The organism is Amycolatopsis deserti (genome assembly GCF_014653945.1).
GTDB lineage: Bacteria > Actinomycetota > Actinomycetes > Mycobacteriales > Pseudonocardiaceae > Amycolatopsis_E > Amycolatopsis_E deserti.
In genome coordinates, this window is record NZ_BNAU01000002.1 from 62,013 (window position 1) to 84,304 (window position 22,292).

19 protein-coding genes are annotated in these 22,292 nt (G+C 72.7%); 11 read left to right on the forward strand and 8 right to left on the reverse strand.

Features of this window, described 5'->3' with window-relative positions:
* Window positions 1-198: 198 nt before the first annotated feature.
* Window positions 199-1,755, reverse strand: a complete 1,557-nt coding sequence (locus IE290_RS08775; protein WP_191244058.1) for a sugar ABC transporter ATP-binding protein — start codon at window positions 1,753-1,755, stop codon at window positions 199-201.
* 152 nt (window positions 1,756-1,907) lie between these two features.
* Between IE290_RS08775 and IE290_RS08780 the strand changes: the two genes are divergently transcribed.
* Entirely contained in the window at window positions 1,908-2,492 is a 585-nt protein-coding gene (locus IE290_RS08780) for a helix-turn-helix domain-containing protein (RefSeq protein WP_191244059.1), read from the forward strand.
* A 16-nt stretch (window positions 2,493-2,508) separates the two neighbouring features.
* On the forward strand, window positions 2,509-3,165 hold the full coding sequence (locus tag IE290_RS08785; protein WP_191244060.1) for an RES family NAD+ phosphorylase: 657 nt from the start codon (window positions 2,509-2,511) through the stop codon (window positions 3,163-3,165).
* Window positions 3,166-3,211: 46 nt separating this feature from the next.
* On the opposite strand, the gene IE290_RS08790 is transcribed toward IE290_RS08785, so the two are convergent.
* Both IE290_RS08790 and IE290_RS08795 read right to left on the reverse strand, forming a co-directional pair.
* Window positions 3,212-5,140: a S9 family peptidase gene (locus IE290_RS08790; RefSeq protein ID WP_191244061.1), complete on the reverse strand. Its 1,929-nt coding sequence runs from the start codon at window positions 5,138-5,140 to the stop codon at window positions 3,212-3,214.
* A 10-nt stretch (window positions 5,141-5,150) separates the two neighbouring features.
* A complete protein-coding gene (locus tag IE290_RS08795) occupies window positions 5,151-6,140 on the reverse strand; it encodes a TerC family protein (protein ID WP_191244062.1) in 990 nt (329 codons plus the stop codon).
* Between the two features lie 260 nt (window positions 6,141-6,400).
* Here IE290_RS08795 and IE290_RS08800 point away from each other — a divergent pair, with 260 nt between their 5' ends.
* Genes IE290_RS08800 through IE290_RS08815 form a run of 4 tightly spaced genes read left to right on the forward strand, consistent with a single transcriptional unit; the run spans window position 6,401 to window position 11,350 of the window.
* Window positions 6,401-9,232 carry an alpha/beta fold hydrolase gene (locus IE290_RS08800; protein WP_191244063.1) on the forward strand — a complete coding sequence of 944 codons (2,832 nt, stop codon included), beginning with the start codon at window positions 6,401-6,403 and terminating at the stop codon, window positions 9,230-9,232.
* Entirely contained in the window at window positions 9,229-10,155 is a 927-nt protein-coding gene (locus IE290_RS08805; RefSeq protein ID WP_191244064.1) for an ABC transporter permease, read from the forward strand. Before IE290_RS08800 ends, IE290_RS08805 begins: the two co-directional genes overlap by 4 nt.
* A gap of 20 nt (window positions 10,156-10,175) precedes the next feature.
* The gene (locus IE290_RS08810) at window positions 10,176-10,934 is read left to right on the forward strand and encodes an enoyl-CoA hydratase/isomerase family protein (protein ID WP_191244065.1); all 759 of its coding nucleotides are present in this window, start codon (window positions 10,176-10,178) and stop codon (window positions 10,932-10,934) included.
* 35 nt (window positions 10,935-10,969) lie between these two features.
* Window positions 10,970-11,350: a VOC family protein gene (locus tag IE290_RS08815; protein ID WP_191244066.1), complete on the forward strand. Its 381-nt coding sequence runs from the start codon at window positions 10,970-10,972 to the stop codon at window positions 11,348-11,350.
* Between the two features lie 331 nt (window positions 11,351-11,681).
* Here IE290_RS08815 and uvrB read toward each other — a convergent pair whose 3' ends face one another.
* From uvrB to IE290_RS08830, 3 genes are all read right to left on the reverse strand, one after another.
* Window positions 11,682-13,835, reverse strand: a complete 2,154-nt coding sequence (gene uvrB / locus IE290_RS08820; RefSeq protein WP_308431335.1) for an excinuclease ABC subunit UvrB — start codon at window positions 13,833-13,835, stop codon at window positions 11,682-11,684.
* A 49-nt stretch (window positions 13,836-13,884) separates the two neighbouring features.
* Window positions 13,885-14,139, reverse strand: a complete 255-nt coding sequence (locus IE290_RS08825) for a hypothetical protein (RefSeq protein ID WP_094006010.1) — start codon at window positions 14,137-14,139, stop codon at window positions 13,885-13,887.
* Between the two features lie 153 nt (window positions 14,140-14,292).
* Window positions 14,293-15,546: a PucR family transcriptional regulator gene (locus IE290_RS08830; RefSeq protein ID WP_229874346.1), complete on the reverse strand. Its 1,254-nt coding sequence runs from the start codon at window positions 15,544-15,546 to the stop codon at window positions 14,293-14,295.
* Between the two features lie 58 nt (window positions 15,547-15,604).
* Between IE290_RS08830 and IE290_RS08835 the strand changes: the two genes are divergently transcribed.
* The 5 genes from IE290_RS08835 (at window position 15,605) to IE290_RS08855 (ending at window position 19,908) form a co-directional block, all read left to right on the forward strand.
* A complete protein-coding gene (locus IE290_RS08835) occupies window positions 15,605-16,132 on the forward strand; it encodes a ribonuclease FAU-1 family protein (protein WP_191244067.1) in 528 nt (175 codons plus the stop codon).
* 99 nt (window positions 16,133-16,231) lie between these two features.
* Window positions 16,232-17,146 (forward strand): ABC transporter ATP-binding protein, encoded by a 915-nt coding sequence (locus IE290_RS08840; RefSeq protein WP_191244068.1) that lies wholly within the window; start codon window positions 16,232-16,234, stop codon window positions 17,144-17,146.
* On the forward strand, window positions 17,143-17,886 hold the full coding sequence (locus IE290_RS08845) for an ABC transporter permease (RefSeq protein ID WP_308431336.1): 744 nt from the start codon (window positions 17,143-17,145) through the stop codon (window positions 17,884-17,886). Before IE290_RS08840 ends, IE290_RS08845 begins: the two co-directional genes overlap by 4 nt.
* Before the next feature lie 172 nt (window positions 17,887-18,058).
* Window positions 18,059-19,285: a sensor histidine kinase gene (locus IE290_RS08850; protein WP_191244069.1), complete on the forward strand. Its 1,227-nt coding sequence runs from the start codon at window positions 18,059-18,061 to the stop codon at window positions 19,283-19,285.
* The gene (locus IE290_RS08855) at window positions 19,282-19,908 is read left to right on the forward strand and encodes a response regulator (RefSeq protein WP_191244070.1); all 627 of its coding nucleotides are present in this window, start codon (window positions 19,282-19,284) and stop codon (window positions 19,906-19,908) included. The genes IE290_RS08850 and IE290_RS08855 overlap by 4 nt, the downstream gene beginning before the upstream one ends.
* A gap of 37 nt (window positions 19,909-19,945) precedes the next feature.
* On the opposite strand, the gene IE290_RS08860 is transcribed toward IE290_RS08855, so the two are convergent.
* Window positions 19,946-20,773 carry a DUF4097 family beta strand repeat-containing protein gene (locus tag IE290_RS08860; protein WP_191244071.1) on the reverse strand — a complete coding sequence of 276 codons (828 nt, stop codon included), beginning with the start codon at window positions 20,771-20,773 and terminating at the stop codon, window positions 19,946-19,948.
* A gap of 206 nt (window positions 20,774-20,979) precedes the next feature.
* Window positions 20,980-22,161 (reverse strand): dephospho-CoA kinase, encoded by a 1,182-nt coding sequence (gene coaE / locus IE290_RS08865; protein WP_191244072.1) that lies wholly within the window; start codon window positions 22,159-22,161, stop codon window positions 20,980-20,982.
* Between the last annotated feature and the right edge of the window lie 131 nt (window positions 22,162-22,292).

Sequence of the window (22,292 nt, forward strand, 5' to 3'; positions counted from 1 at the left end):
TCCCGATCTCCGACATCGAGCGCACGACGTTGAACAGGTTGCCCGAGTCCAGGAACACCAGCTCGCCGTTCTTGCTCGGCGAGTACACCACCGCCGCGATGAACACCAGCACCAGGCCGAACAGGCTCTGGAACCGGAACAGCGTCGCCAGCAGGCCGCCGCTCGGGCGGGCCAGGTCCGGCAGCGCCTCCACCTTGGTCATGACGTCCCTTCCGCCACCAGGTCCTCGACGGCCCCCTCGCCCATCGAGAACGCCAGCAGCTCCGCTTCGGTAGTGCTCGCCGTGTCCAGTTCCCGCACGCTCCGCCCGTCCCGCAGCACGACCACGCGGTGGCAGACGCCGATCAGCTCGGCCGGTTCCGAGGACGCGAGCAGGACCCCCACGCCCCTGCTCGCCGCTTCCCCGAGCAGCCGGTAGATCTCGGCCTTCGCCCCGACGTCCACCCCGCGCGTCGGCTCGTCCAGCAGCAGCAGCGCCGGATCGGTGAGCAGGCCGCGCCCCAGCACGACCTTCTGCTGGTTGCCGCCGGACAGCGACCCCACCGGATCGCGCAGGGAGGAGAGCTTGACGCCGAGGCGGTCGACGATCTCCTTCGCCGCGCCGCGTTCCCGCCGCCGGGGCACCACACCCGCCCGCGCGATGCGGTCCACAATGGACAGCACCGTGTTGGCGAGCACCGAGTGATCCAGCGCCAGCCCGGCGATGCGCCGGTCCTCCGGCACGAACGCGATGCCCAGCCGCAGGGCCGCGCGCGGGCCCCGCGGGCGGATCTCCCGGCCGCGCAACAGGATCCGCCCGGACCAGCGTCCCCCGACGCCGTAGATCGTCTCGAGCAGCTCCGTGCGGCCGGCGCCGAGCAGCCCGGCCACGCCGACGATCTCGCCGCGGCCGACCGTCAGGCCGATCCCGGCCGGATCGCGCCGCCCGGGCCGCCGGGACGGCACGACCAGGTCCTCGACGCGCAGCAGCTCCTCCCCCGCCGCCGTGCCGTCGCCGGTGCGGAACATCGACTCGACCGGCCTGCCGACCATCGCCTCGGACGCCTGCTGCGCGGTCATCGCCCGCGCGTCGAACTCCGCGACGACCTCGCCGTTGCGCAGCACGGTCGCCCGGTCGGCGACGCGGCCGATCTCGTCCATCCGGTGCGAGATGTAGACGATCCCGGCGCCGGCGCGGCGCAGTTCGGCGATGACGGCGAACAGCCGGTCGATCTCCGGCGCGGACAACGCGGAGGTCGGCTCGTCCATCACGATGATCCGCGCGTCCAGCGACAGCGCCTTGGCGATGGTGACGAGCTGCTGCTCCCCGGTGCGAAGCTGCTCCACCGGGCGGCGCGGGTCGAGGGCGATGCCGATCCGGTCCAGCAGCCGCGCGGTCTCGCGCACCATCCGGCGACGGTCGATCGTGCCCAGGCGGGTGCGCGGCTCCCGCCCCAGGAACACGTTCTCGGCGAGCGACAGGGCCGGGACCAGGTCGAGTTCCTGGTGGATCATCGCGACCCCGGCGCGCTGCGCGTCGGCCGGTTTGACGAACTTCACCGGCGCGCCGTCGATGCGGATCTCGCCGCGGTAGCCACCCACCTCGCCGGAGAGGACCTTCATCAGGGTGGACTTGCCCGCGCCGTTCTCCCCGAGCAGCGCGTGCACTTCTCCGGCACGGACGGTGAAATCGACGTCACGCACCGCGCGGACCCCGCCGTAGGACTTGCTCACCCCGGCCAGCTCGACCAGGGCTGACCGCGGGTCCGCGTCCATCTGGCCCCCCTCGCCACGCTGCGAGAAATCGATTACTCGGCCGAACCTAGAGTGACCGGGCACACATGTCAAGAGTGGACGATGTCGTGTCCTCTGCGGACAGTTTCCCCCAGAGCGCACGAACCCGCACGCCGACAGCTATGCTGAGGCCCATGACGGTCGCGCTGGAGAACGTCCTCGCCAAGGCAGGCCTCCGGATCGACGCCGCGGATTTCCTCTCGCTGGTCGAGGACGCCGCGCGCCGCCTCGCCCCGCCGAACCCGGATCCGTCGTCCTTCTTCTCCGAAGGGCAGCGGGCCGCGCTCACCGAGGCCGGGCTCGATCTGTCACCCCGGCGCGACGACGAGCCGGACAGCCGCGCGCCGTCGGTCGCCGCGCACGCGGTTCTGGCCGAGTCCGCCCTCACGGTCGCCGAAGCCGCGCGCCTGCTGGGCGTGGACCCGAGCCGGATCCGGCACAAGCTGGCCGACCGGCGCCTGACCGGCTGGAAGGACCAGGGCGGCTGGCGGTTGCCGTCGTGGCAGTTCGGCGAGCGGGGGGCGCTGCCCGGGCTGGAGGTCGTGCTGGCCGCGGTGCCGGACGACCAGCCCGCGCTGGTCGTGGCCGCGTTCATGAACACCGCGCAGGCCGATTTGGAGATCGGCGGACGCCCCGTCACCCCGCGGCAGTGGCTGCTGGCCGGGGGCGACCCGGCGCCGGTCGCCGCGCTCGCCGCCACGCTCGGCACCCCGTTCTGAGGCCGCCCCACCACTCATGGCACGTCTGCCCCTCCCGCCGTCGCGGGCCGAACTCCTCGCTGCCCTGCGCCCGGACGCCGACATCGTGAGCGTGCCGCCGACGCGGCGCCTGGTCCGGATCTTCAGCGCCGGCGGCAACCACCCGCAGCGGTGGAACACGTTCCGTTACACCGGACCGCTGCCGCACGGCCGGTTCGACCCGCAGCCGCCCGGGCGGGACGGGAGCGCGGTCACCGATCCGGGGCACGGAGTGCTGTACTTCGGGCTGACCGTGCGGACGAGCGTAGCCGAGGTGTTCCAGACGACGTCGCTGGTCGACCGCAAGACGCGGGTGCCGCGGTTGGTCGTGGTGCGCCCGACGCGGTCGCTGAGGCTGCTCGACCTGACCGGCCTGTGGCCGACGCGGGTCGGCGCGTCGCAGGAGATCTCGAGCGGGCCGAAGAAGATCACGCAGGCCTGGGCGCGGGCGATCCGCGCGGCGTTCCCCGAGCTGGACGGGCTGTGGTACCGCTCGTCGATGGACGGCGGGCACCCCGCGCTGTGCCTGTGGGACCCCCCGGCGGGCGAGGCGCTGCCGCTGGCGCCGGACGTGCTGCTGCCGCTGGACCACCCCGGGCTGGACGTGCCGCTGGGCCGGGTCTGCGAGGAGCTGAACTACGTGCTGCTGAACTGAAGCGCGCCCAGCGGGCCCGCCCGGTGGAGCGGGCCCGCCCGGCACCTCAGCCCAGGTGGCGCGACCACCACTCCAGGATCGCCTCGAAGCGTTGCCTCCGGTGGCGCGGCTTGCCGGAGCGGCTCAGTTCGTGGCCCTCGCCCGGGAAGAGCAGCATCTCCACCTCCGTGCCGTTCCGCTTGAGCTCCACGAAGAGCCGCTGCGCCTGTTCGACCGGGCACCGCCAGTCGTGCTCGGAGTGCACCACCGCGAACGGGATGCGGATCTGCGACGCGTAGGTGAGCGGGCTCCGCTCGCGCTGCACCGCCGGGTCCGCGCCCACGTACGCCTCGGTGAAGAACCAGCCGATGTCGGAGCTGCCGGTGAACGAGTCCCACGCGTTGACGGCCCGCTCGCTCCACGCGGCGCGGAACCGCGAGCCGTGGTGGGCCGCCAGCCACGTCGTCATGAAACCGCCGTACGAGCCGCCCATCACGCCGACCCGCGAGGAGTCCAGGTCGTCGCGCTCGAGGGCCGCGTCCAGCAGCGCCAGCACGTCATCGACGTCCACCGTGCCCATGCCGTGCACGATCGCCTGCCCGTGGCTCTCGCCGTAGCCGGCCGACCCGCGCGGGTTGCCCATCACCACCGCGTACCCGGCCGAGGCGTACACCTGCGCCTCGTCGAACAGGCCCCAGTCGTAGGCCGCGAACGGGCCGCCGTGCACCACGAGCAGCACCGGGTGCGGCCCCTCGCCCTCGGGCAGCACCAGCCAGCCGTGCACCGGGTACCCGTCCGGCGCGGTGGTGGTCAGCTCCTCGACCGGGCGCAGCCCCGACTCCCGCACCGGCTTCGCGAAGTCCGTGAGCACCAGCTCGGACCGCCCGTCCAGCAGCACGACCTCACCGGAGCTGTCCGGCCGCGCCACGACCGCCGCGATCCGCTCCTCGTGCACCGCGAACGACCGCACCGCGCTGCGGTCGCCGAGCAGCCGGTCCAGGCTGTCCAGCGGCGCCCGGTCGGCGTCCCGGGGAACCGCCCGCAGCTCGACGGCGCCCCGGTTGAGCACGGTCACCAGGATCTCGTCGCGGAACGGCGCGGGCGGCACGTCGGTCATGCAGTACACCGACTCCGGGTCGGTGAGGCGCCGCGGCTTGGCCGGCTCGCCGTCGGCGGGCAGCTCCGCCGACCACAGGCCGACGTTGCGCGCCACGATGTGCGGCCAGGTGAACTCCGGGCCGTAGAAGCAGACGGTGCCGTCGGCGAACACGGCCGGCTTGGCGGCGCTGCCCGCGGTCCGCACCGCGAGCACCGGCTCGCCGCCCTCGGCCGGCACCAGGTAGAGGTCGCTCTCCTCGGTGTCGGTGCCGCCCCATTCGCGGGGCGCGACGACCAGCAGGGCCGAGCCGTCCGGCAGCCACGCCGGGTCGGACACGTCGGCCTGGTCGTCGGTCAGCGGCTCCGGCTCCCCCGGATCGGTGGCGTCGACGACGAACAGCCGCCGCGGGCGGTCCCGCAGGAAGCCGACGTTGTCGAGCCGGTAGTCGTACCGGGTGATCCGGCGCGGCGCCTCCGCGTCCGGGTCGAGGACCTCGCCGTCCTCGACCGGCGTGCCGTAGCGGCCCGGTTCGGGCAGGCGCGCGGTGAAGGCGATGCGGCGGGAGTCCGGCGCCCACACCGGGGCGCCGGCGCCGAGCGGCAGGTCGGTGAGGCGGCGGGCGTCGCCACCGTCGGCGGGCATCACGTGCAGCTGCGGCTTGTCGCCGCTCGCTCGCAGGAAGGCCACCCAGCGGCCGTCCGGGGAGATCGCGGGATCGGTGTCCCGCTCGCCGTGGGTCCACTGGCGGGCCGCCCCGCCGTCCGGGGCGGCCCGCCACAGCGAACCGCGATAGGTGTTGCCGCCGAGGTCGGGGGTGGTGACCGCGGTCAGCAGCAGGGTGCCGTGCAGCGCCGGAGTGCCGGGCACGGCGAGGAGTTCGAGATCCGAGGGACGCATGCCCCCGAACCTACCGGATTTCGTTAGCCTCGCTAAGAGCCTGCGGCTCGGACTTCTTCTCGTCGCGCTTGGCCTTGGCCAGGCTGAGCAGGGTGGTGATGGTCAGGACGACCACGATCACACCCAGCGAAACCCAGTTGTTGATGTCCAGCCAGTCCGGCACCGCGTGGTACTCGTGCAGCGCGTGCAGGACCAGCTTGGCGCCGATGAAGCCGAGGATCACCGCCAGCCCATAGGACAGGTAGACCAGCTTGTTCACCAGCCCGCCGAGCAGGAAGTACAGCTGCCGCAGGCCCATCAGCGCGAACGCGTTGGCGGTGAACACCAGGAAGGCCTCCTGGGTGATGCCGAAGATCGCCGGGATCGAGTCGACCGCGAACAGCAGGTCGGCGCTGCCGATGGCCACGATCACCACGAACATCGGGGTGAGCCAGCGCTTGCCGTCGCGCTTGAGGGTCATCTTGTGGCCGTGGAAGTCCTCGGTGACCGGGTAGACCTTGCGGATCCACCGCACCACGGCGTTCTCGTGGTACTCGTCGTCGTGGTCGTTGCCGCGCACCATGCTGATGGCCGTCCACACCAGGACCGCGCCGAACAGGAAGAACACCCACACGAACTGGGCGATGAGCGCGGCGCCGACGGCGATGAACACGCTGCGCATGGCGAGCGCGAGCAGGATGCCGATCAGCAGCACGCGGTGCTGGTGGATCGCCGGCACCTTGAACGAGGCCATGATGACCATGAAGATGAACAGGTTGTCCACCGAGAGCGAGTACTCGGTGATGTACCCGGTGAAGAACTGGACGCCGTAGTCGTGGCCGGCGAGTACCCAGACGCCGATGCCGAACAACACGGCGCAACTGACGTAGAAGACGACCCACTTGGCCGCTTCCTTGGTGGTGACTTCATGTGGCTTCCGGTCGACGATCACCAGGTCGATCGCGATCAGCAGGAGCAGGCCTGCGACCGTGGCGGCCCACAGCCACACGGGGACATTCATCTACGCATTACCTCCGGTTAGCGCGCAGCAGCAGCTAGCCGGAGGTCTCTTCCGCCGGTGGATCCGGCCGACGGTGCCGGGTGCCCCGAAGGACCGCCGTGCTGACGACACCGCCGCGAAGGAATACTCCCCTCCACGTCGTATCCATCTTTCCTGATCAACCGGGCGAACACCACCTTAGGTAACCCTTATCACCCCGGGTTCCCAAGATCAGGACCCGCGCCGGCACGTTCTCAGGAAAGCTCCCATACGGTTTCGGTGTGCCCCGAATCCCGCTCCCGCACACCCGCCGGTCCCGGACGATCACCCTCGCGGTCGTCGTCCTGGTCGTGGCCGCCGCCGTGCTCGTCTGGACCCGCTCGTCGGGCGAGCCCGCCGCGGTGCCGACGCGGGAGGCCGTGCTCGACGTGCCCGCCGCGCCCGGCTCGACGGCGACGGTGAGCCTGGACACCACGCTGTACCTGCCGCAGCGCTCGCCCGCCCCGGCGATCCTGCTGCCACACGGGTTCGGCGGCGACAAGAACAGCATCGCCGGGGACGCGCAGGAGCTGGCGCGGCGCGGGTTCGTGGTGCTCACCTACTCGGCGCGCGGCTTCGGCCGCAGCACCGGTGAGATCGGGCTGAACGACCCGGACTTCGAGGTCGCCGACGCCGCGCGGCTGGTCGACTGGCTCGCCACCCGCCCGGAGGTGCGCCTGGACGGCCCCGGCGACCCGCGGGTGGGCGTCCTGGGCGCCTCCTACGGCGGGGCGCTCGCGCTGCAGCTGGCCGGGCGGGACAAGCGGGTCGACGCGATCACGCCGATGATCACCTACAACGACCTGGCCCAGGGGCTGACGCCCAACGCGGCGGCGGCCGCACCTCCGGCCGGCACGCCCGCGGCGGGCGCGTTCTCCCCCGGCGGGGTGTTCAAGAAGTCGTGGGCCGGGTTGCTGTTCTCGGCGGGCACTTCCTCGTCCGGCGCGGGTGGTCTGGGCACTGAGGCGCCCGAGCCCGGCCAGGAGACCGACGACACCCAGACCGCCGGGAGCACCGGCGGGGGCGGTTCGGCCGCCGCCGCGCAGCTCCCCCAGCAGGCGCCGCAGCAGCTCGGCGCGACGACCTGCGGCCGCTTCACCGCCGAGATCTGCCGGGCCTACGCCGACCTGGCCACCACCGGCACGGTGAGCCCGCCGGTCGCGGCTTTGCTGCAGCGGCTGTCCCCCGCGGCCGTCACCGGGCAGATCACCGCCCCGACGCTGCTGGTGCAGGGTGAGGCCGACACGCTGTTCGGGCTCGACCAGTCCGACGCCACCGCCCGGCAGATCACCGCGGCGGGCGGGCAGGTGCAGCAGGTCTGGTTCACCGGCGGGCACGACGGCGGCCGCCCCGGCCCGCAGCTGCGCGCCAAGATCGGCGACTGGCTGTGGTTCCAGCTCACCGGCGAGGGCGGCAACCCGTTCAGCGGCTTCTCCTACGACGTGCAGGGCTCGCTGCGCGCGTCCGGCTCGCCGTCGGTGCGCACGGTCGACGCCGGCGAGTACCCGGCGCAGGCGCCGCGCCGCACGCTGCCGCTCACCGGCGACGAGCAGACCATCGTCAACCCGCCCGGCGGCACACCGGCCGCGGTCAGCGGCATCCCCGGGCTGAACGGCCTGGTCAGCGGCTCGTCCCGGTTGTCCGGGCTGTTCAGCATCGACCCGCCCGGCCAGTCCGCGCGCTTCACCAGCGCGCCCGTCGACTCCCAGCTGCTGATCACCGGCTCGTCCACGGTCCGGCTGCGGGTGTCCGGCACCGGTGAGGCGGTGCTGTTCGTCAAGCTCTACGACCTCAACCCGGACGGCACCCGCACGCTGCCGGCGAACGCGATCGCGCCGATCCGGGTCGCGATCCCCGCCTCCGGCACCGCCGAGGTGACCGTGACACTGCCCGGGGTCGTGCGGCCGGTCGAGGCCGGGCACGCGCTGCAGCTGGTGGTCACGACCACCGACCAGGCGTACGCGACCCCGGTGACGCCGGCCGCGTACCGGGTGGCGCTGGCCGACCCGGCGGTGTCGGTGCCGGTCGTGCCGGGCAAGGCGGTCGGCGGCGGGTGGCCGGTCGGCACGCTCATCGGCATCGCCGTCACGCTCGCGATCGCCGCGGCGGTCGCGGCGCTGGCCGCGGTGCGCCGGCGGCGGTCCCACCAGGCCGATCCGGAGCTGGCCGGGGTGCCGTTGGTGATCGACGGGCTGACCAAGGCCTACCCGGGCGGGCTCACCGCGGTCAACGACCTGTCCTTCCGCGTCGAACCGGGCCAGGTGCTCGGCCTGCTCGGGCCGAACGGCGCGGGCAAGACCACGACCCTGCGCATGCTGATGGGCCTGATCACCCCCACCGCCGGGGAGATCAGGGTGTTCGGCCACCGGGTCACGCCGGGCGCGCCGGTGCTGTCGCGGATCGGGTCGTTCGTCGAGGGCTCCGGGTTCCTGCCGCACCTGTCCGGCACCGCGAACCTGCGCCTGTACTGGGACGCCACCGGCCGTCCCATCGAGCAGGCGCACCTGGAGCAGGCGCTGGAGATCGCCGGGCTCGGCAACGCCGTGCACCGCAAGGTCCGCACCTACAGCCAGGGCATGCGGCAGCGGCTGGCGATCGCGCAGGCCATGCTCGGGCTGCCGGAGCTGCTCGTGCTCGACGAGCCGACCAACGGGCTCGACCCGCCGCAGATCCACCAGATGCGCGAGGTGCTGCAGCGCTACGCCGCGACCGGCCGCACCGTGGTGGTCTCCAGCCACCTGCTGGCCGAGGTGGAGCAGACCTGCACGCACGTGGTAGTGATGCACCGCGGCCGGCTGGTGGCCGCGGGCGAGGTCGGCGACATCGTGGCCGCCGGCGGCGAGGCCACCTTCCGGGTCGACCGGCCCGAGGCGGCGGCCGACGCCCTGCGCGGGGTGCCCGGCGTGTCCGGTGTGGACGTCGAGGGCAGTCTCGTGCACGCCGACCTGGACGGCATGCCGCGCGCCGAAGCGGTCGCGGCGCTGGTCCGGGCCGGGGTCGCGGTCGAGCAGGCCGGGCCGCGGCGACGGCTGGAGGACGCGTTCCTCCAGCTCGTGGGAGAGGAAACGTCATGAGCGAGAACGGGGTCCACACCGATCCCGCGGCCCTGGACGAGCTGACCGACGCCGCTTCGCACACCCATTCCGGGGTGGGCGCGGACGGCGCGGTCGAGGGCTACCGGGCGCGCCGCACGCTGCGGCTGGGCGTCGAACTGCGGCGCCAGCTGCGCCGGCGGCGCACCCAGCTGGTGCTCGGGTTCGTCGTGCTGCTGCCGTTCATCCTGGTGCTGGCGTTCGAGATCGGCGAGTCCAGCCCGAACCGGCGCTCCGGCGGGTTCGTCGACCTGGCGACCGCGAGCGCGCCGAACTTCGTGGTGCTGGCGCTGTTCGTGTCCGGGACGTTCCTGCTGCCCACGATCGTGGCGTTGTTCTTCGGCGACACGATCGCCAGCGAAGCGTCCTGGTCGAGCCTGAAGTACCTGCTGGCGATCCCGGTGCCGCGGCACCGGCTGCTGCGGCAGAAGGCGATCGCGTCCGGGCTGCTGTCGGTGGTGGCGCTGGTGCTGCTGCCGCTGGTGTCGCTGGTGGCGGGGCTGATCTTCTACGGCGCCGGGGACGCGGTGAGCCCGACCGGGGACGCGATCCCGTTCGGGCAGAGCCTGATCGCGATCGGGCTGTCCGCGGTCTACGTGGTGATCCAGCTGGCGTGGGTGGCGGGGCTGGCGCTGCTGCTGTCCGTGCTCACCGACGCGCCGCTGGGCGCGGTCGGCGGGGCGGTGCTGGCGGCGATCCTGTCACAGATCCTCGACCAGATCACCGCGCTGGGCACGCTGCGCAACTACCTGCCGACGCACTACTCCTACGGGTGGATGGACCTCATCGCCACCGACATCGACTGGACGAACATGGCCGCCGGGGTGCTGTCCGCGGTGATCTACGCGACCGCGTTCGCGCTGCTGGCCGCGCGCCGGTTCGGCACGAAGGACATCACGAGCTGATTTCCCACTACGGTGGGGCGATGACGACGATCGAGGTGGACAAGGCCGGCGACGTGGCCGTGCTGAAACTGGCGCACGGCAAGGCGAACGCGCTGGACACCGAGCTGTGCCGGGAACTGGTGGCGCGGCTGGAGGAGGCCGAGCTCGGCGGGGCGAAGGCCGTGGTGCTGACCGGGCGGGACGGGATGTTCTCCGCCGGGGTGGACCTCAAGCGGGTCTCCGCCGGCGGGGCGGGGTACGTCCGGGAGTTCCTGCCCGCGCTGTCGGACGCGTTCCTGGCCGTGTTCGGGTTCCCCGGCCCGGTGGTCGCGGCGGTGACCGGGCACGCGATCGCCGGCGGGGCGGTGCTGGCGGCGGCGTGCGACCGGCGGATCCTGAACGCGGAGCGAGGCCGGGTCGGGGTCACCGAATTGCTCGTCGGAGTGCCGTTCCCGTTGGTGGCGCTGGAGATCCTGCGCTGCGCGTACGGGACGGAGCGGTTGCCGGGTTTGACGTTCCTCGGGGAGACCTACGCCGGGGCCGAAGCGCTTGCCCGGGGCCTGGTGGACGAGCTGGCCGCGCCGGAAGAGGTCCTGCCCAGGGCGATCGAGGTGGCGACGCGGCTGGCGGCGGTGCCGGCGGAGGCGTTCCGGCACACGAAGGCGCAGATCCACCGGCCGTTCGACGAGCGGATCGGCGAGCAGCGCGCCGGGGACGACGTGCACGTCGAGCGGGTGTGGTCGGCGCCGTCGTCGCTGGCGGCGATCCAGGAGTACGTGCGCACCACGCTGGGCGGGTAGGATTCCCGCTTCCCCAGCTCTCTCGGAGGCCGCCCATGCCGCGTCCGGTGCACTTCGAGATCCACGCGACCGACCCGGAACGAGCCGTGACGTTCTACGCGACGGTGTTCGAATGGTCGTTCGAGCGGTGGGGCAGCAACCCGTACTGGCTGATCAGCACCGGCGACGGACCGGGCATCGACGGCGCGCTGGTGCCGCGGCAGGGCCCCGCGCCGGCCGCGGACGCGCCGGTGAACGCCTTCCCGCTGACGGTGGAGGTAGACGACCTGGACGCGGCGACGCGGCGGGTGGAACAGGCCGGCGGCGCCGTGACGGTCCCCCGCAGCGCGATCCCGGGCATCGGATGGCTGGCGTACTGCGTCGATACGGAGGGGAACATCTTCGGAATGCTGGAGCCCGCCCACGACGCCGAGTGACGGGAGTGGGTGGGGGTGGGGAGCGCGAGGCGCGCCGAGTGCGCGCGGGGAGCGCGAGAGCGCGCGAGGCGCGAGCGCGCGGGCGCGCGGGAGCGCGCGGGCGCGCGGGAGCGCGCGGGCGCGCGGCGCGCGAAGTCCGGGCGGCCTCCCTGTCCGGGAGGAGGCAGCTGCGGGGAGCCCGGCTTGCGCCGCTCCTGAGCGGAGCTAGCTCAGGAGCGAGCGCGGGAAGCCGCAGGAAGCCCGGCTGCCTACGGCCCAGCCGCCCGGCCGTCCAACAGCCCGGCCGCCCAACAGCCTGGCCGTCCAACAGCCTGGCCACCGGGCGAGCGTCTTACTTAACGCCCGCCGCGTCCATGCCTCGCAGTTCCTTCTTCAGCTCCGCGATTTCGTCGCGGAGGCGGGCCGCCAGCTCGAACTGCAGGTCGCGCGCGGCTTGCATCATCTGGTCCGTCATCTGCTGGATCAGGTCGGCCAGCTCGGCGCGTGGCATGCCCGCCACGTCGCGGTCCACCAGCACCCCGGAGCTGCGTCCGCCCTGCTCGGGCTTCTTGCCGCGCGATGCGTTGCGGCCCGAGCCGCCCACCTGCACCGCCTGCTCCGAATCCTCCGCCTCGGTGTAGACCCGGTCCAGGATGTCCGCGATCTTCTTGCGCAGCGGCTGCGGGTCGATGCCCCGCTCCTCGTTGTAGGCCTTCTGCTTCTCGCGGCGGCGGTTCGTCTCGTCGATCGCGTAGCGCATGGAATCGGTGATCTTGTCCGCGTACATGTGGACCTCACCGGAGACGTTGCGCGCCGCGCGGCCGATCGTCTGGATCAGCGACGTGCCGCTGCGCAGGAAACCCTCCTTGTCCGCGTCCAGGATCGCCACCAGCGACACCTCGGGCAGGTCCAGGCCCTCGCGCAGCAGGTTGATGCCGACCAGCACGTCGAAATCACCCGACCGCAGCTGCCGCAGCAGCTCCACCCGGCGCAGGGTGTCCACTTCGGAGTGCAGGTACCGCACCCGGATGCCCAGCTCCAGCAGGTAGTCGGTGAGGTCCTCGGCCATCTTCTTGGTCAGCGTGGTCACCAGGACCCGCTCGTCCCGCTCGGCGCGCACCCGGATCTCGTGCACCAGGTCGTCGATCTGGCCCTCGGTCGGCTTGACCACCACCTGCGGGTCGATCAAGCCGGTCGGGCGGATCACCTGCTCGACGAACTCCCCGCCGGTCTGGCCCAGCTCGTACGGGCCCGGCGTCGCCGACAGGTACACCGTCTGGCCGATGCGGTCGGTGAACTCCTCCCACGTCAGCGGCCGGTTGTCCAGCGCGCTGGGCAGCCGGAAGCCGTGCTCGACCAGGGTCCGCTTCCGCGACGCGTCACCCTCGTACATGCCGCCGATCTGCGGCACCGTCACGTGCGACTCGTCGATGACCAGGAGGAAGTCCTCCGGGAAATAATCGATCAGCGTCGCCGGCGCCGAACCGGCCGGGCGGTCGTCGATGTGCCGCGAGTAGTTCTCGATGCCGGAGCAGAACCCGACCTGGCGCATCATCTCGATGTCGTAGCTGGTGCGCATGCGCAGCCGCTGCGCCTCCAGCAGCTTGCCCTGCTTCTCCAGCCGCTCCAGCTGCTCGGCCAGCTCCGCCTCGATGCCGCGGATCGCCTTCTCCATGCGCTCCGGCCCGGCCACGTAGTGGGTGGCCGGGAAGATGCGCACCTCGTCGACCTCGCGCACGATCTCGCCGGTGAGCGGGTGCAGGTAGTACAGCTTGTCCACCTCGTCGCCGAAGAACTCGACCCGCACGGCCAGCTCCTCGTACGCCGGGATGATCTCGACCGTGTCGCCGCGCACCCGGAACGTGCCGCGCGAGAACGCCAGGTCGTTGCGGGTGTACTGGACGTCGACCAGCGCGCGCAGGAACGTGTCGCGCTCGACCTCCATGCCGACCTCGAGCTTGGACGACCGGTCGAGGTAGGACTGCGGCGTGCCCAGGCCGTAGATGCAGGACACCGACGCGACCACGATCACGTCTCGCCGGGACAGCAGGTTCATCGTCGCCGAGTGCCGCAGCCGCTCCACGTCGTCGTTGATCGACGAGTCCTTCTCGATGTAGGTGTCGGTCTGCGGGACGTAGGCTTCCGGCTGGTAATAATCGTAGTAGCTGACGAAGTACTCGACCGCGTTGTGCGGGAACAGTTCGCGCAGCTCGTTGGCCAGCTGCGCGGCCAGCGTCTTGTTGGGCGCCATGACCAGCGTCGGCCGCTGCACCCGCTCGATCAGCCAGGCGGTGGTCGCCGACTTGCCGGTGCCGGTGGCGCCCAGCAGCACGACGTCCTTCTCGCCCCGCTCGAGCCGCTTGGCGAGCTCGTCGATGGCCGCCGGCTGGTCACCGGCGGGCTGGTACTCGCTGACGACCTGGAACCGGCCGCCCGCGCGCGGGATCTCGGAGACGGGCCGGAACTCGGACTGGGCGAGCACGGGGTGTTCGGTTGCGAAAGCCACGGAAACCAGAGTAGGCCGACCCACCGACAGTTTCCGCGCGGCGGGGGTTCTAGCAGGCCAGACGCCGGTCGCGGGCGGCGCGGGCCAAGCACGCCTCGCACGGCATGCCGCAGATCCGCTCCAGCAGCTCGGCGCTCCCGCACGCGATCGGCGCGCCGCACCGGGCGACGAGCACCTCCGGGATGGGGCCGGTCTCGGGAATGGGGACGAGATGACACACCCGGTCGCGTTCGCCCGCGACGCCCCGGCGCAGGCGCACGAGGGCCATCACTCCGGTCGGCTCGGCGTGGACGACGTTCCCCATGGGCGAAGCGTAAACCGGAATAATCGTGGAATCTTCGTGCCGTCGGCCCAATCCTGGGGGCCAGGACTGGTCCTGAAGGACGAAAGCGCAGGACCGCGGACTGAAGCGGGCGCCAAGGAAACACCCGAAAGAGACAAACCGGACCGCGTGCCGCTACGGCGCGGTCAGCACGGCCGCCCCGAGGCGGTGGCACAGCCGCAGCGCGAGTTCGACGTCCAGGCGGTTCTCCGACACCGGCCGGCCCAGCATCTCCTCCGCCTTGCGCACCCGGTACTGCACCGAGTTCTTGTGCATCGTCAGCTGCGTGGCCGCCGCGGTGTAGCTGCCGCCCGCGGCCAGGAACACCCGCAGCGTCTCGCGCAGCCGGGCGTGCTGCTCGTCGTCGGTGGCGAGGTCGCGCAGCGTGTCCGCGACCCACCCGCGCGCGGCCGCCATGTCGCCCGCCATCAGCGCCATCGCCCCGACCTCGCGGAAGGTCAGGACCCGGTCGCAGTGCTCGCCCGCGGCGAAGGCCAGGTTGTACACCCGCTGCGCCTGCCGGTGGCTGCGCCGGAACCCGTCCAGCCCCTCCCCCGGATCGCCCAGCACGAACCGGATGCCCGGTTCGGCCTTGTCCAGCACCTTCCGGACCCGCTCCTCGTCCGGCATCGCCGGGCGCTCCAGCGGGAACCACACCCAGGCGCAGACCTCGTCGTTGGGCACGAACAGCGGCGCGCCCGTGCTGGGCAGCCCGCCGGCGAGCTCGGTCGCGACCGCTTCCAGCCCGCTCAGCACGTGCCCGGCGGCCGGGACCGGGGCCTGCCACACGATCATCGCCAGGTGGGTGCCGCGCAGCCGGTAGCCCAGGCTGGTCTCGCTGGTGTCGGTGGCCCCGCCCTCCAGCAGGGCCCGCACCCGGGCGGCGCGCACCGCACTGCGGTTGACCAGCCAGCGGTCGCGTTCCTCCTGGTAGGCCGACACGGCCTGCTGCGTGACCCGGTCGATGAAGGCGAACGCGCCGGTCAGCGCGTGCCCCATCAGGCGGCCGAGCAGGTCCGGATCGGACACGAACTTGACCGCCTCGCGCAGGGAATAATCGAGCAGCGCGGTCTGGCCCAGGTAGTAGGCGCGGATCAGGTCGACGACCGGGGTGCCGCGCTGGGCGAGCCGTCGCGCGTACTCCATCGCGGCGGCCGGGGCCTCCACCCGGCGCGGGTCGATGCCGTGCTGGAAGATCCGCAGCGCGGTGTCCAAGTTCTGCTGGACGCTCGCCGACATCAGGCTGACGACGCTCTCGTCGTCGTTGACCAGGTGCGGCAGCTCGCGGGCGTACAACTCCACCAGCTTCACGGTGAGCTCGCTCGCCCGTTCGGCGAGCGCGGCGGCCACCCGCGCCACGGCCCGCATCGTGTCTGCCTCGTCCGCCACGTGATCACCCTACCGTCGTGACAGTTCCCAACCTCGTGTAAACCAGCAGAATGGAGCCATGACCGCGCACGCCGGGACGATCCATCCCCCGAAGATCGAGACCTTCGACGTCGCGAACCGGACCAACACCGATCCCAAGGGCATCGCCCGCGCGGTCGAGGAGTACCGCGTCGAGCCGTTCGGCCTCTACCTCGCCCGGCCCACCCCGGGCCGCACGCAGTTCCACTACCTCGAGTCCTGGCTGCTGCCCGGGCTCGGCCTGCGGCTGACCGACTACTGGTTCCGCCCCGGCCACGAACGCGACCAGGACTTCTACCTCGACGTGGTGTCCGTCGAGCGGGACGGCGCCACCTGGCGCACCACCGACTGGTACCTGGACCTGGTGGTGCGCGAGGGCGAGCGGGTCGACGTGGTCGACACCGACGAGCTGCTCGCCGCCGCCGGCGCCGGGCTGCTCACCGCGGGCGAGGCCGAACGCGCCCTGGAGATCGCCTTCGACACGGTGAACGGTCTCGCCGCGCACGGCTACCGCGTCGGGCGCTGGCTGGCCACCCACGACATCCACCTGACCTGGCGCCGCCACTGACCCTCCACCGATCGGTGGATGCCCGGGCACCGGGCGGCTGATCCCAGGTCCCGCCGCCGGGTCGATCCGGTCCGCCCGGTTCCGGCGAATGCTGGTGCCATGGGGATCATCGAGGTGGAACACCTCCACAAGCGCTACGGCGCCAAGGTGGCGGTGGAGGACGTGTCCTTCACCGTCGAGAAGGGCGAGATCTTCGGGATTCTCGGGCCGAACGGCGCCGGGAAGACCACGACGGTGGAGTGCCTGGAAGGGCTGCGGCGACCGGACGGCGGCACGGTCCGCGTGCTGGGGCTGGACCCGCGGCGGGACACCGCGGAACTGCGCCGGCGCCTGGGCGTGCAGCTGCAGGAGACCGAGCTGCCGGACCGGCTGCGGGTCGGTGAGGCCCTCGAGCTGTACGCGTCGTTCTACCCGGACCCCGCCGATCCGGAGGCCCTGATGGCGGAGCTGGGCCTGACCGGGGTGCGCGACTCGGCGTACCGGAAGCTCTCCGGCGGGCAGAAGCAGCGCGTGTCGATCGCGCTCGCGCTGATCGGCAAGCCCGAGGTGGCGGTGCTCGACGAGCTGACCACCGGGCTGGACCCGCAGGCGCGGCGCGACACCTGGGAGGTCATCGAGGGGATCCGGGCGCGCGGGGTGACGATCCTGCTGGTCACCCACTTCATGGCGGAGGCGGAACGGCTGTGCGACCGGCTCGCGGTGATCGACCGCGGCCGGGTGGTCGCGGTCGACACCCCGGCCGGGCTCGTCGCGCGGGTGACCGACGAGCAGCGCGTCCGGTTCCGCCCGTCGTCCCCGGTGGACGACGAGCTGTTCACCGCGCTGCCCGAGGTGCGGCGCGTGGAGCGGCACGGGGGCCGGATCGTGATCACCGGGGACGGCACCGTGCTGCAGGCCGTGACCTCGGTGCTGGCGCGGGCGCGGGTGGTCGCGCTGGAGTTGCGGGTGGAACAGGCCGGGCTGGACGACGCGTTCGTCGCGCTGACCGGCCGCGCGATGGAAACCGGAGAATGACGATGCTGTCCAGGCTCACCGCCGTCGAGGCGAAACTGTTCCTGCGCGATCCGGCCGCACCGGTGACGGTGCTCGGCATCCCGGTCGCGCTGCTGCTGGTGTTCGGGCTGATGCCGGGCATGAACCAGCCCAGCGACGAGTTCGGCGGGCAGGTCCCGCTGTCGGCGTTCATCGCGCCGATGTCGGTCGCGATCCTGCTCGGGATGCTGGCGCTGACCCTGTTCCCGGCCGTCATGGCCGCTCACCGGGAGAAGGGGGTGCTGCGGCGGCTGTCGGCCAGTCCGGTGCCACCGTCCCGGCTGCTCGTCGCGCAGCTGCTGGTCAACCTGGCGGCCGCGCTGGTGGTCGTGCTCGTGATCGTGGCCGGCGGCCACCTCGCGCTCGGGGTCGCGCTGCCCGCCAACGCTGGCGGGTTCGTGCTCGTGCTGGTGCTGGGCACGCTCGCGTTGTTCGGCGTCGGCCTGCTGATCGCCGCCCTCGCCCCGACCGCGCGCACCGCCGGCGGCGTCGGCTCGGCGGTGTTCTTCCCGATGCTCGCACTCGGCGGGGTGTGGGTGCCGAAGGAGGACCTGCCGCCGGTGCTGCAGGGCCTGGCCGACGTGCTCCCGCTGGGCGCGACGCTGAACGCCCTGCGCGAGACCTGGACCGGGGGTTCGCCGCAACCCCTGCAGCTGGCCGCGCTGGCGGTGTTCGCGCTGGTCTGCGCGGTGGTGGCGGCGCGGGTGTTCCGGTGGAGCTGAAGAAGTCGACCGCCATGGGCAACCGATCCGGCGCGGGCCGCGTCACAGAGGCGAAGCTCGCTCGCGTTCGTGTCCACGGCGGCGGGCTGATCCTGGTGGCTGGTCGGCATTCTGCTTGGGGGTATGCCGACCAGCCACCATTGTTGCCCCGGACCGGGCGGAGCGCCGGATAATGCCTGGCGTGAACCGCCGCTTCTGGTCCTCCTCGCTCGACTTCGCCATCGGGCCGGGCGGGCCGTTGCCGCAGGCGTGGGACCGCTGGGTGGAGCACCGCCTGGCCTACGTGCTGCTGGCGCTGGCGACCCTGATCAGCCACCGGGCCGACGTCCTGCCGCTGGCCGGCGCGGCCCTGGCCTGGCTGCTGGTGACCGGTTTCGCGGTGCCCCGGCGGTGGCGGGCGCACGGGGCCGTGCTGGCCGTCTCGTTCGCCGGGACGCTGACGCTGGCCTCGCTGCTGATGTTCCGCGAGACCCTGTTCCTGCTGTTCATGATCAGCTGTTTCTTCAGCGCGCTGAAGCTGAAGCCGGCGCCGCTGGGCGTGCTGGCGCTGGCCGCGACCTCGCTGATGATCAACACGATCGGCTCCGGCGGGCCGCTGCGGGCGCTGGCCGACGAGCCGGTGCTGTGGCTGACCATCGTCGCCGTGCAGACCGGGGCGATCTGCGGCGGCACCCTGGTCGGGCGGAAGCTCAGCGAGCAGAACGAGGCGCGGCGCGCGGCGCTGGACAAGCTGGAGGCGGCGCTGGCGGAGAACGCGGGTCTGCACCGGCAGCTGCTGGCCCAGGCCCGCGAGGCCGGGGCGCTGGAGGAGCGGCAGCGGCTCAGCCTGGAGATCCACGACACGCTCGCGCAGGGCTTCACCGGCATCATCACCCAGCTCGAGGCCGCCGAGCAGGACCCCGCCCAGTGGCGGCGGCGCATGGCCACGGCCACCGCGCTGGCGCGGGAGAACCTCGCCGAGGCGCGCCGGTCGGTGAACGCGCTGCGGCCGGGCCCGCTCGACGAGGCCCGGCTGCCCGAGGCCCTGAAGGCGGTGGCGGAGCGGTGGGCGCAGCGGTCCGAGGTGGCGGTCGAGTTCACCGCGACCGGCACGGCGCGCCCGATGCACCCGGAGATCGAGGCGACGCTGCTGCGCGTCGCCCAGGAGGCACTGTCCAATGTGGCCAAGCACGCCCGAGCGCGGCGGGTCGGCCTCACGTTGTCCTACATGGAGGATCAGGTGACGCTCGACGTGCGGGACGACGGGTCCGGGTTCGACCCGGCGCGGCGGGGGGACGGGTTCGGGCTGCCCGGGATGCTGCGGCGGGTGCAGCGCCTGGCCGGGACGCTCGCGGTGGAGTCCGAACCCGGCGGCGGGACGGCCATCTCGGCCAGCCTGCCCGCGATCGGGGCCGCATGATCACCCTGGTGCTGGCCGACGACCACCCGGTGGTGCGGGACGGGCTGCGCGGGATCTTCACCGCCGAGCACGGGTTCGAGGTGCTCGGCGAGGCCGGGGACGGCGCGGAGGTGGTGGCGCTCGCCGAACGCGTGCGGCCGGACGTCGTGCTGATGGACCTGCGGATGCCGGGCACCGACGGGGTGCACGCGATCGGCGAGCTGGCGCGGCTGGGCAACCCGGCGCGGGTGCTCGTGCTCACCACCTACGACACCGATTCGGACGTGCTGCCGGCGATCGAGGCCGGCGCGACCGGCTACCTGCTCAAGGACGCGCCGCGGGAGGAGCTGTTCCGGGCGGTGCGGGCGGCGGCGCGCGGCGAGGCGGTGCTCTCCCCCGCCGTGGCGACCCGGCTGATGGGGCAGATGCGCGCGCCGGCGCGGGAGGAGCTGAGCCAGCGCGAGATCGAGGTGCTGGCGCTCGTCGCCCGCGGCGGCACGAACAAGGACGCCGCCGCCAAGCTGTTCATCAGCGAGGCGACGGTGAAGACGCACCTGCTGCACGCGTACGCGAAGCTCGGGGTGAAGGACCGGGCCGCCGCGGTGGCGCTCGCGTTGCGGCGGGGGCTCATCGACCTCGACTGAGCCGCGGTGGCGGGCGCGCCACCGCGGCCCCAGGTCGTCAGGCGGCCGCCCGGTGGATGACGATGTCGTCGAGCCGGGTGCGCGCGTGGACGCTGACCTGGTCGTCGAAGTCGTCCTGCCGCGGCAGGGAGCTGCGCACCGCGCCCTTCGTGCTCTCGGCGTCGATCAAGGCTGCGGTGCGCTCGCCGATGCCGACCTCGATTCCGCCGGAGGCGTTCGCCAGCTCGGCGACGCCGCGGGTCAGGCGGCCGATCCGGATCGGGCAGTCGCCCGCCTTCGCGACGACGCTGCCGTCGGCGCGGTCGATGTCGAAACTGCCGCGGGCGCTGCCGAGGTCGACGTCGGAGCGGGCGTGGCCGATCCACACCGTGCCGGTCGAGCCCTGGTAGCGGACGGCGCCGCCGGCTTCGCCGATGCGCAGGGCGGCCGAGCCGCCGTCGATGTCGGCCGGTCCGGCGATGTGCCCGACGGCGACCGAGCCGGCGGCGAGGTTGCCGCGCAGGGCGGCGACGTGGTCGAGCTGGACGTGCCCCGAGCCCAGGTTCAGTTCGCAGTCGCCGAACCGGCCCTCGGTGTGCACGTCGGTCCAGGTGGTGTGCAGGACGAGGCGGGAGCCGGCGGGCAGCTCGACGGTGATGGCGACCGAGCCGTCCTTGTCGCCGGGCTTGCGGGTCTTGACGGACAGTTCGCCGTCGGCAAAGGCGACTTCGGTGCGCTCGGCGACCTTGACGTGGGCCTTGTTCGTGGGGTCGAGTGGCTCGACGCGGACCACAGTGTGCGGCTGTTCGCTGGTGGTGATCCGGATGCGGGCGCCGGCGGTGATCAGGCCGGCGGTGATGGGGGCGGGGGTGGCGAAGGTGGTCATCGGGGGCTCCTCGTGCGGTTCGTTGTGATGACCTTCGCCGCCGGGACTGACACCGGGCTGTCACGCCCCTGACACGCCGCGAGGTGAACCAGCCTGGGCGGGCGCCGGCGCCGAGTGAACCCGTCAGGGTGGGGCGGCGATCAAGCACACGCCCGAGCCCGAGTGGGCAACGCAGCCCCAACGAGGCCCCAACCCAGGGCGCTCCCTCAGGTGGACCAACCCGTGCGCTCCGCCCACTGCTCGGCTCGCTGGAAGGCCGCGTTCACCCAGTGCTGCTTCTCCCCCGTGTAGGCCTCCACCGAAGGGTCCGTCGCGTGGTGGTCAGCCAGCTTGGCCTTCACCGTGGCGTACGCGTCGCGCTCGTCGGGGTTCGCCCGCAGCCACGCGGCGAACAACAGCGCCAGCCGCCAGGCCGGGGTGGCCGTGCTGCGCACGTGCACGTTCACCGCCCGGCCCGGGTCGGCTCCGTAGTGGAAGCGCTTGGCCCACCGGTCACCGCTCCCACCGTCGTCCCACCACTCGCCCTCCGCGCGGACGAACCCGGCGTCGGACAGCGCGTCGGCGAACTCGTCGGCCTGCTCGAGCGTCGAGACGGTCACCTGCAGGTCCAGCACGTCCTTCGCGGGCAGCCCGGGCACCGACGTCGAGCCGATGTGGTCCACCCGCAACGCCCGCCCCGCGGTCAGCAACCGCAGCCGGGCCAGCGCCCGCGCCGCCTGGGCCGGCCACGTCTCGTCGTAGGGCACCAGCTCCGGCGGCATCGGCGGACGCGACCGGCGCAGCCGCACGTTCTCCTCGAACGGCACCAGCCGCTCCCGCCACAACCGGTCCACCTCGGACAACACGGCCTCGGCCGGACCGGAGTTGTCCAGCCAGACATCCGCCACCGCGCGGCGCTGCTCGTCACTGGCCTGCGCCTTGATCCGGGCGCGCGCGTCCTCCTCGGACATCCCGCGCAGCTCCGTCAGCCGCCGCACGCGCGTCTCCACCGGCGCGTCCACGATCACCACCAGGTGGTAGCTCGGCGCGTACCCGCCCTCGACCAGCAGCGGCACGTCGTGCAGCACGATCCCGTCCGCGGGCACCCGCGCCATCCGCTCGGCGGTGCGCGCGCCGATCAACGGGTGCAGGATCCCGTTCAGCCGTCGGCGGGAGTCCTCGTCCGCGAACGCCTTCGCCGCCAGCGCCGGCCGGTTCAGCCCGCCGTCCTCGCCCAGGACGTCGGCGCCGAAGGCCTCGACCACCTTCGCCAGCCCCTCGGTGCCCGGTTCGACCACCTCGCGCGCGATCGCGTCGGCGTCGATGTGCACCGCGCCGTGCTCCACGAGCCGCGCCGCGACGGTCGACTTCCCCGCCCCGATTCCTCCGGACAACCCCACCCGCAGCATGGTTGGCATTAGACCAGACGCCACGATCGGGTGGTCTTTACTCCCTGATCGGTCTGTAATCGGAACGAGATGGGTGACACGCCGCGTCGCTACTACGCTTCGGGCCTCTCGTTGCGTACGGTGCGCGGCGG